Source organism: Kitasatospora sp. NPDC127067 (genome assembly GCF_042724755.1).
Taxonomy (GTDB): Bacteria; Actinomycetota; Actinomycetes; order Streptomycetales; family Streptomycetaceae; genus Kitasatospora; species Kitasatospora lactacystinica.
Map to the genome: position 1 here is coordinate 1 of NZ_JBHXEM010000212.1, position 9,195 is coordinate 9,195.

5 protein-coding genes are annotated in these 9,195 nt (G+C 72.0%); all 5 read right to left on the minus strand.

The features are described 5' to 3' along the window. Nucleotides 1-78: 78 nt before the first annotated feature. Nucleotides 79-1,665 carry a phosphoglycerate dehydrogenase gene (serA, locus tag ACFWJ4_RS39730; protein ID WP_380553856.1) on the minus strand — a complete coding sequence of 529 codons (1,587 nt, stop codon included), beginning with the start codon at nucleotides 1,663-1,665 and terminating at the stop codon, nucleotides 79-81. Nucleotides 1,666-1,919: 254 nt separating this feature from the next. After that, complete coding sequence (ilvC, locus tag ACFWJ4_RS39735; protein ID WP_359901553.1) at nucleotides 1,920-2,918, minus strand: ketol-acid reductoisomerase; 999 nt, start codon at nucleotides 2,916-2,918, stop codon at nucleotides 1,920-1,922. A gap of 104 nt (nucleotides 2,919-3,022) precedes the next feature. Continuing rightward, nucleotides 3,023-3,547, minus strand: coding sequence for an acetolactate synthase small subunit (gene ilvN, locus ACFWJ4_RS39740; protein WP_049657946.1), 525 nt, complete (start codon nucleotides 3,545-3,547; stop codon nucleotides 3,023-3,025). Between the two features lie 37 nt (nucleotides 3,548-3,584). Further along, nucleotides 3,585-5,438, minus strand: coding sequence for an acetolactate synthase large subunit (locus tag ACFWJ4_RS39745; RefSeq protein WP_380553853.1), 1,854 nt, complete (start codon nucleotides 5,436-5,438; stop codon nucleotides 3,585-3,587). A 331-nt stretch (nucleotides 5,439-5,769) separates the two neighbouring features. Continuing rightward, the gene (locus tag ACFWJ4_RS39750) at nucleotides 5,770-8,721 is read right to left on the minus strand and encodes a putative bifunctional diguanylate cyclase/phosphodiesterase (RefSeq protein WP_380553859.1); all 2,952 of its coding nucleotides are present in this window, start codon (nucleotides 8,719-8,721) and stop codon (nucleotides 5,770-5,772) included. Nucleotides 8,722-9,195 lie beyond the last annotated feature (474 nt).

Here is a 9,195-nt window from a genome sequence, read left to right on the forward strand (position 1 = left end):
GGCGGAACCCGGGTCCCACGCCGGGGCCCCGGACCCTCTGTTCGAGGGGGGGTCCGGGCCCTGCTGGAGCCGGGAGGGTCAGCCCAGGTCGACCGAGCGCGCGAAGTGGGCGCCGATCTCGGCGGCGATGGCCGACAGCACCTCCTGCGGGATCTCGGTGTCCACGGTGATGGAGGCCAGCGCGTTGCCGCCGTCGCGGGCGACCTGCATGCCGGCGATGTTGATGCCCGCGTCGCCGAGGTGGCGGCCGAGCACGCCGACCACGCCGGGGCGGTCCTCGTACTTGAAGAAGGCCATGTGGTCGGTGAGCGCCACGTCCACGTCGAAGGCGTCCACGCCGACGATCTTCTGGGTCTGCTTGGGGCCGGCCAGCGTGCCGGAGATGGCGATCTCCTCGCCGCCCCCGAGCGTGCCGCGGACGGTGATCACGTTGCGGTGCTCGGGGCTCTCGCTGGAGGTGGTCAGCCGGACCTCGACACCGCGCTCCTGGGCGAACAGCGGGGCGTTGACGTAGGACACCGTCTCCGCCACCACGTCCTCGAACACGCCCTTCAGCGCGGACAGTTCGAGAACCTTCACGTCGTGCTGGGTGATCTCGCCGCGGACCTCGACGTCGAGGCGGACGGCCACCTCGCCGGCCAGCGCGGTGAAGATCCGGCCGAGCTTCTCGGCCAGCGGCAGGCCCGGGCGGACGTCCTCGGCGATCACGCCGCCCTGGACGTTCACCGCGTCCGGCACCAGCTCGCCGGCCAGCGCGAGGCGCACCGACCTGGCGACCGCGATGCCGGCCTTCTCCTGCGCCTCGTCCGTGGAGGCGCCCAGGTGCGGGGTGGCGACCACGTTGTCGAAGGCGAACAGCGGGGAGTCGGTGCACGGCTCCTTGGCGTACACGTCCAGGCCGGCGCCGGCCACCCGGCCGTCGCGCAGCGCGCTCGCCAGCGCCTCCTCGTCCACGATGCCGCCGCGGGCGGCGTTCACGATGCGGACGGTCGGCTTGACCTTGTGCAGCGCCTCGTCGCCGATCAGGCCGATGGTCTCCGGGGTCTTGGGGAGGTGGACGGTGATGAAGTCCGAGGCCTCCAGCAGCTCCTCCAGGGTGACCAGCTTGACGCCCATCTGCGCGGCGCGGGCGGCCTGGATGTAGGGGTCGTACGCGACGATCTTCATCCCGAACGCGGACATCCGCTGGGCGACCAGCACGCCGATCCGGCCGAGGCCGACGACACCGAGGGTCTTCTCACTCAGCTCGACGCCGGTGTACTTGTTGCGCTTCCACTCGCCCTGCTTGAGCGCGGCGTTGGCCGGCGCGATGTTGCGGGCGACGGAGATCAGCAGGCCGCAGGCGAGCTCGGCGGCGGTGACGATGTTGGAGGTCGGCGCGTTGACGACCATCACGCCGGCCTTGGTGGCGGCGGAGACGTCCACGTTGTCCAGGCCGACACCGGCCCGGGCGACCACCTTGAGCTTGCGGGCGACGGCCAGCGCCTCGGCGTCGACCTTGGTGGCGGAGCGGATCAGGATCGCGTCGACGTCGGCGATCGCGGTGAGCAGCTCGGTGCGGTCGGCGCCGTTGCAGTGGCGGATCTCGAAGTCGGGGCCGAGGGCGTCGACGGTGGCGGGCGAGAGCTCTTCGGCAATCAGAACTACGGCGCTTTTGGATGTCACAGTGCTCACGACAGTGGGTCCTTAACTGTCCGGTTCCCCCGGGCACGTAGGTGGCGTGGAGGGCGGGGGAAGGTGGCATGCCGCGTAGATAGACGCACGACGCTGTGGGCCTGACGCGCACTCGGAGTGTATCGACGGGCTGGACAGCGGGCTGCTCCCGTCCGGCGAAATCACCCGGACGAGAGCAGCCTACTTGTACAACGGGGTAACAAAATCGGGGCCGGCGGCGCAGCCGGTACCGGCCCGGAAGGGGGTCAGGCCTTCTCGTTGACCCAGCTCATCAGCGAGCGCAGCTTCTTGCCGGTGGTCTCCAGCAGGTGGTCCTCGTCGGCCTTCTTGTACTCGTTGTACTTGGGCAGACCCGCCTTGTACTCGGCGATCCAGGTGTTGGCGAAGGTGCCGTCCTGGATCTCGGCGAGGACCTTCTTCATCTCGGCCTTGGTGGCGTCGGTGATGATCCGCGGGCCGGTGACGTAGTCGCCCCACTCGGCGGTCTCGGAGACCGACCAGCGCATCTTCTCCAGGCCGCCCTCGTACATCAGGTCGACGATGAGCTTCAGCTCGTGCAGGCACTCGAAGTAGGCGATCTCCGGCTGGTAGCCGGCCTCGACCAGGGTCTCGAACCCGGCCTTCACCAGGGCGGCGGTGCCACCGCAGAGGACGGCCTGCTCGCCGAACAGGTCGGTCTCGGTCTCCTCGGTGAAGGTGGTCTTGATGACGCCGGCCTTGGTGGCGCCCAGGCCCTTGGCGTACGACAGCGCCAGGGCGAAGGCGTTGCCCGAGGCGTCCTGCTCGACCGCGACGATCGCGGGGACGCCGCGGCCCTCCTCGTACTGGCGGCGGACCAGGTGGCCCGGGCCCTTCGGGGCGACCATGCAGACGTCGACGTCCGCCGGGGGCTTGATGAAGCCGAAGCGGATGTTCAGGCCGTGGCCGAAGAACAGGGCGTCGCCGGCCTTCAGGTGCGGGGCGATGTCGGCCTCGTAGACGTCGGCCTGGATCGGGTCCGGCACCAGGATCATGATGACGTCGGCCTCGGCCGCCGCCTCGGCCGGGGTGACGACGCGCAGGCCGGCCTCCTCCGCCTTGGCGCGGGACGTGGACTCCGGCTTCAGGCCGACCCGGACGTCGGCGCCGGAGTCGCGCAGCGACAGCGCGTGGGCGTGGCCCTGGCTTCCGTAGCCGATGACCGCGACCTTGCGGCCCTGGATGATGGACAGGTCGGCGTCGTCTTCGTAGAACAGCTCGGCCACGGGGGCACATCTCCTTGCGTGATGGTTGCCGGGTACGCGGTGCTCACCGTATGCGCACGCGGCGGGGGTTTGGGTCTTTGCGTCAGGGTTTGAGACGGCGCTGTTTACGCGCTGCGGTCCAGGGCGCGCAGCGAGCGGTCCGTGATGGAACGCGCGCCGCGGCCGATGGCGACCAGGCCGGACTGGACCAACTCCTTGATGCCGTAAGGCTCCAGCATCCGGAGCATGGCCTCCAGCTTGTCCGAACTGCCGGTGGCCTCGATGGTCACCGCTTCGGGCGACACGTCGACGGTCTTGGCACGGAACAGCTGGACGATCTCGACGATCTGCGACCGGGTCTCGTTGTCGGCGCGGACCTTCACCAGGACCAGTTCCCGCTGGATCGCAGCGGACTGGTCGAGTTCGACGATCTTTATCACGTTCACGAGCTTGTTGAGCTGCTTGGTGACCTGTTCCAGCGGGAGGTCCTCGACGTTGACCACGATCGTCATCCGGGACACGTCCGGATGCTCGGTCGAGCCGACGGCGAGGGAGTCGATGTTGAAGCCCCGACGGGAGAACAGGGCGGCGATGCGGGCGAGCACGCCGGGCTTGTTCTCGACCAGGACGGAGAGGGTGTGCTTGGACATGGGATTCCTCAGTCGTTCTGGAAACTGCAGGGGCTGGTCAGTCGAGGTCGTCGCCGAAGTCGGGGCGCACGCCCTTGGCGAACTGGATCTCGTCGTTGCTGGTGCCGGCCGCGACCATCGGCCAGACCATGGCGTCCTGGTGGACGATGAAGTCGATGACCACCGGGCGGTCGTTGATCTCCATCGCCTGCTTGATGACCGCGTCGAGGTCCTCGGGGCGCTCGCAGCGCAGGCCGACGCAGCCCATCGCCTCGGACAGCAGGACGAAGTCGGGGATCCGGGTGCCCTGGGCCGGCGGCTCGATGCCGTCGTGGCCGGGTCCGGAGTGCAGCACGGTGTTGGAGTAGCGCTGGTTGTAGAACAGCGTCTGCCACTGCCGGACCATGCCCAGCGAGCCGTTGTTGATGACCGCGACCTTGATCGGGATGTCGTTCAGGGCGCAGGTGACCAGCTCCTGGTTGGTCATCTGGAAGCAGCCGTCGCCGTCGATGGCCCAGACCGCGGTCTCCGGGCGGCCGGCCTTGGCGCCCATCGCCGCGGGGACGGCGTAGCCCATCGTCCCGGCGCCGCCCGAGTTGAGCCAGGTGCCCGGCTTCTCGAACTGGATGAACTGCGAGCTCCACATCTGGTGCTGGCCCACGCCCGCGGCGTAGATGGCCTCGGGGCCGACCAGCCGGCCGATCCGCTCGATGACCTGCTGCGGCGAGAGCTGCCCGTTCGGGGCCGGCTCGTAGCCGAGCGGGTAGGTCTTCTTCCACTCGTCGAGCCGCTCCCACCACTCGGTGTAGTCGCCCCGGTGGCCGGCGTCGAACTCGGCCTGGACGGCGACGATCAGGTCGGCGAGCACCTCGCGGGCGTCGCCGACGATCGGCACGTCCGCCGGGCGGTTCTTGCCGATCTCGGCCGGGTCGATGTCGGCGTGGACGACCTTGGCGCCGGGGGCGAAGCCGTCCAGCTTGCCGGTGACGCGGTCGTCGAAGCGGGCGCCGAGGGTGAACAGCAGGTCCGCCTTCTGGAGCGCGGTGACGGCCGGGACGGAGCCGTGCATGCCGGGCATGCCCAGGTGCTGGGGGTGGCTGTCCGGGAAGGCGCCGAGCGCCATCAGGGTGGTGACCACCGGGGCGCCGGTCAGCTCGGCGAGGATCCGCAGCTCGGCGGTGGCCTGCGCCTTGAGCACGCCGCCGCCGACGTACAGCACCGGACGCTTGGCGCCGACCAGCATCTTCGCGGCCTCGCGGATCTGCTTGGCGTGCGGCTTGGTCACCGGGCGGTAGCCGGGCAGCGCGGTCTCGACCGGCCAGCGGAAGGTGGTGGTCGCCTGGAGCGCGTCCTTGGCGATGTCGACCAGGACCGGGCCGGGGCGGCCGGTGGCGGCGATGTGGAAGGCCTCCGCGATCACCCGGGGGATCTCGGCCGGGTCGGTGACCAGGTAGTTGTGCTTGGTGATCGGCATCGTGATGCCGCAGATGTCCGCCTCCTGGAAGGCGTCGGTGCCGATCGCCTTGGAGGAGACCTGGCCGGTGATCGCGACGATCGGCACCGAGTCCATGTAGGCGTCGGCGATCGGGGTGACCAGGTTGGTCGCGCCCGGGCCGGAGGTCGCCATGCAGACCCCGACCCGGCCGGTGGCCTGGGCGTAGCCGGTGGCGGCGTGACCGGCGCCCTGCTCGTGGCGGACCAGGATGTGGCGCACCTTGACGGAGTCCATCAGGGGGTCGTACGCGGGAAGGATGGCCCCGCCCGGAATGCCGAAGACGGTGTCCGCGCCCACGGCCTCCAGGGAGCGGATGAGCGACTGGGCGCCGGTCATGGTCTCGACGACGTGCTGGGGAGCGGGAGCGTTGGCGGCCGGGTTGTCCCCGCGGCGGGGGGATGCGGCGTGCTCAGTCATCTGCCTGTCTCTTCTCGGGATTTGCCGACCAGGTGCTGCGGGCCCCGGTGCTGCGAGGGTGGGGTCCCGGTCCGGGCCGAGCGCCGGCTCTGCCTCAATCGTCCCGCTCGATCCGACAAGTCGGACATGCTCGGGCGGCCGAGGCCAGGGGTCTTGCGGAGGTGGAACAGCGTCGGTGCAACAAAAAACCCCTCGTGCCCAAGGGCATGCGAGGGGTGGCGCGTCGGTCTGTCACGAGCAGGGCGTACGAGCCCACTCAGCCGACGCGCCCGCCAAGTACGAGAATTCGGGTGCGCATGGCAACGACCTTCCTCCCGTCCGGGGCGGCATGTCAAGCAGGTGGGATGACCGTCTCGCCATGCGGACCCCCCGGCGGACCAGTGACGGCACGGTGTTCGGGCAGGTCAGAGCCGCCATGGTGATGTGCGCCACGTCCCGGCGCGGCGTCCGTGCGGCCACTCGTGCGGCCACTCGTCCGGGTGTCGTCGGCGGCGGGAGGGTACGCGCGGCGGGCCGGGACCGGGCCCGCCGGCGCGGGCAGCGGATAGCCGCGGCGGGCCAGCGCCCGGCGCAGCCGGGGCTCGTCCAGCGGCGGGGCGAAGGCCGAGCCCTGGGCCTGCCCGCAGCCCAGCTCCTGCAGCGCGGAGACCTGGCGGGGCAGGTCCACCCCCTCGGCGGCGGTGGCCATCCCGAGGTCGCGGCCGAGCCGCAGCACGTGCCCGGCCAGGGTGCGGCTGAGCGCGGACTCGCCGAGGTCCTGGACGAGCGTGCGGTCCAGCTTGAGCCCGTCCAGCGGCAGCCGGGCGAGGGCGCCGAGCGAACCGCCGCCGGCGCCGTACCCGGCCAGCCAGGTGGAGACGCCCAGCCCGCGCAGGGCGGAGAGCCGGCGGCCGAGCTCGTCGGCGAGCGAGTCCGGGCCCATCCGGGCCACCTCGATCACCAGCTCGTCGGCCGGCAGCCCGCTGTCGCGCAGCGCCGCGGCCACCGTCTCGTACAGGCCGGGCGAGCAGAGCCGTTCCACGGAGAGCCGGACGGCCACCGGGACGGGCTCCGGCGCGCCGCGGCCCCGGCCCGGCAGGGTGCGCCGCTCGACGGCCGCGCTGACCGCCTCCAGGACCAGCCAGCGGGAGAACCGGGTGGCCGCGTCGCCGTGCTCGCTCGAACGCAGGAACTCGGCCGGGGTGAGCAGCAGGCCGCCCACCGAGCGCCAGCGGGCCTGCGCCTCGACGCCGGTCACCGCGCCGCTGCGCAGGTCCACCACGGGCTGGTGGAGCAGTGTGAAGCCGCCCTCCCTCACCGCCATCCGCAGCCGTTCCTCCAGTTCGGTGCGACGCTCCAGGTCGGCCCGCATCGCGGGGGTGTAGAGCACCACCCGGCCCTTGCCCTCGGACTTGGCCCGGTACATCGCGAGGTCGGCGTTGCGCATCAGCTCGTCGGCGGCGACCCTGGGGTCGGCCGCCGGGCCGCGCTCGGGGGTGCCGAAGGCGATGCCGATGCTGGCGGCGACGCCGAGTTCGGCACCGCCGATCCAGTACGGCTCGGACAGCGCGAGGCGCAGTCGCTCGGCCAGCTCCTGGACCTGGAGGCGGCCGAGCGGGCCGCAGACCAGCGCGGCGAACTCGTCGCCGCCGAACCGGGCGACGGTGTCCCCGCAGCGGACGGCGCTCTGGAGCCGGCGGGCGGCCTGCACCAGCAGTTCGTCGCCGACCTGGTGCCCGGCGGTGTCGTTGACCGCCTTGAAGCCGTCCAGGTCGAGGAAGAGCACCGCGATCCCGGCGCCCGTCCCGCCCTGCTGGCCGCGGGCGCCGAGGGCGGCCCGCAGCCGCTGGGTGAACAGCGCCCGGTTGGGCAGGTCGGTGAGCGGGTCGTGGAAGGCGTTGTGCTGCAACTGGGCCTGGAGCATGACGCGTTCGGTGACGTCGCGGCTGTTGAGCAGCAGGCCGTCGCGATGTCTGCTGACGGTGGACTCGACGTGCAGCCACTCGCCGGCGCCGGAGCTGATCCGGCACTCGACCCGGGCGGAGAGCTCGGCGCCGCCGGGGCTGCGGTGGGTGGTGAGCCGGACCCTGGCGAGGTAGCGGCGGACCTCGGCGAGGACCCGGCCGACGTCCTCGGGGTGGACCAGGTCCAGCAGGTTGCCTCCGACCAGCTGCTCCGGGTCCCGGCCGTAGACGCCGAGCGCGGCCGGGGAGACGTAGGAGAGCACGCCGTTGGCGCCGGCGATCATGATGACGTCGCTGGAGCCCTGCACCAGGGAGCGGAAGTGCGCCTCCTTGTGGGCGAGTTCCTGGGCCAGCGACAGGTTGTCCAGGAGCATCACGCCCTGCCGGAGGATCAGCGCCAGCCCGACGGTGCAGGCCGCCGCGGCCACCACGCGGTCCAACTCCCGTCCGCCGAGGGCGTTGTAGAGGATTCCGGCGGTGCAGACCGCGGCGGCCGCGTACGGGGTCAGCGCGCTGAAGGTGGTGGCCACCCGGCGGTGCGGCAGGCCGCCGGCCGAGGGGTGCTCGCGCAGCGGGCGGCGCCAGCGCGGCGACCACGGCGCCCAGGCCAGCAGCAGGCTGCCGGCGAACCAGCCGGCGTCCAGCAGTTCGCCCGAGTGGTAGTTGCTGCGCAGTTCCGGGGAGGTGAACAGGGCGTCGCAGGTGACGGTGACGGCGAGCGCCACCATCGCCGTGTGCACCGCCGCCCGGTTGCCGTCCCGGCCGCCGAAGCGCAGCCCGACCACCAGGCTGACCAGCAGGATGTCCAGCACCGGGTAGGCCAGGTTGAGGGCCAGGCGCAGCGGTGAGCCGTCCTCGCCGGCCGCGATCCGGCCGAGTGCCAGGCTCCAGCTGAGGGTGAACAGCGAGCCGGCGATCAGCCAGCCGTCGAGCAGCAGGCAGAGCCAGCCGGCCGCCGTGCGCGGGTGCTGGGCGAGCACCAGGACGCCGGTGATGGCGAGCGGGGCGAAGAGCAGGAAGGCGTACTCGGCGAGCGAGTCCCGGGGCAGCGCGGTGCGCACGACCAGCTCGTACCAGCCCCAGGTGCCGTTGCCGAAGGCGACCATGAGCGAGGAGAGGCCGAACAGCAGCCAGGCCGGGCGGGCGTGCCCGCCGACCGTGCAGCCGTACACCAGACAGGACAGCGCGGCCGCCAGGGCCGCCGCGGCCAGTCCGAAGTCGCCCATGAAGACGGACAGTTGGTGTGATCCCCAGCCGGCGGCGGCGCCCGCGGCGTAGGCCAGGCAGAGTGCGCCCAGGACGAACCCGGGCAGGGTGCGGCTGGCCCGGAGCCGGCACAGCGGGCTGCGGCGGGCGGGCGCTGGCACGTCGGCGGCGGACGTGTCGGTGTGCGGCGCCTCCGGCCGTCCGGTTCCGGGCAGCACCGTTTCGGTGGAGCTCACTCGGCCTCTCCCCCTCCGGCCCGGGGCCTCGCGCCCCGGCCACGGACCACCGGCCGCGCACCTCTCGGACGTACGCGGTGGCCTGGCGCCCCGTCAGGACGGTGGCCCAGGGGGTGGGCGGCCTGCCGGTCGCCGCACCGTACCGATGCTCCCAAAATGGACCCTACACCAATCCCGTCACTCAATGACACGCACACTCAACTTAGAGTAATGGCGAAAGGGTGGGGAAATGCCCCCGATTCCTATGGATCGGCCCGGTTGGCGGCGGCGCGCGGGCGGGGGCTCACGCGGCGCGCACGGGAGCACGCGGCGGCGCCCGAACACCGGTTCCAGGACGGACGAACGGCGGCCCCGGACCGGTCGGAACCGGTC

Excerpts from the sequence above, each read along its gene's own strand:
- ilvN (WP_049657946.1), bottom strand. The coding sequence starts at position 3,547 with ATGTCCAAGCACACCCTCTCCGTCCTGGTCGAGAACAAGCCCGGCGTG.
- ACFWJ4_RS39745 (WP_380553853.1), bottom strand. The coding sequence starts at position 5,438 with ATGACTGAGCACGCCGCATCCCCCCGCCGCGGGGACAACCCGGCCGCC.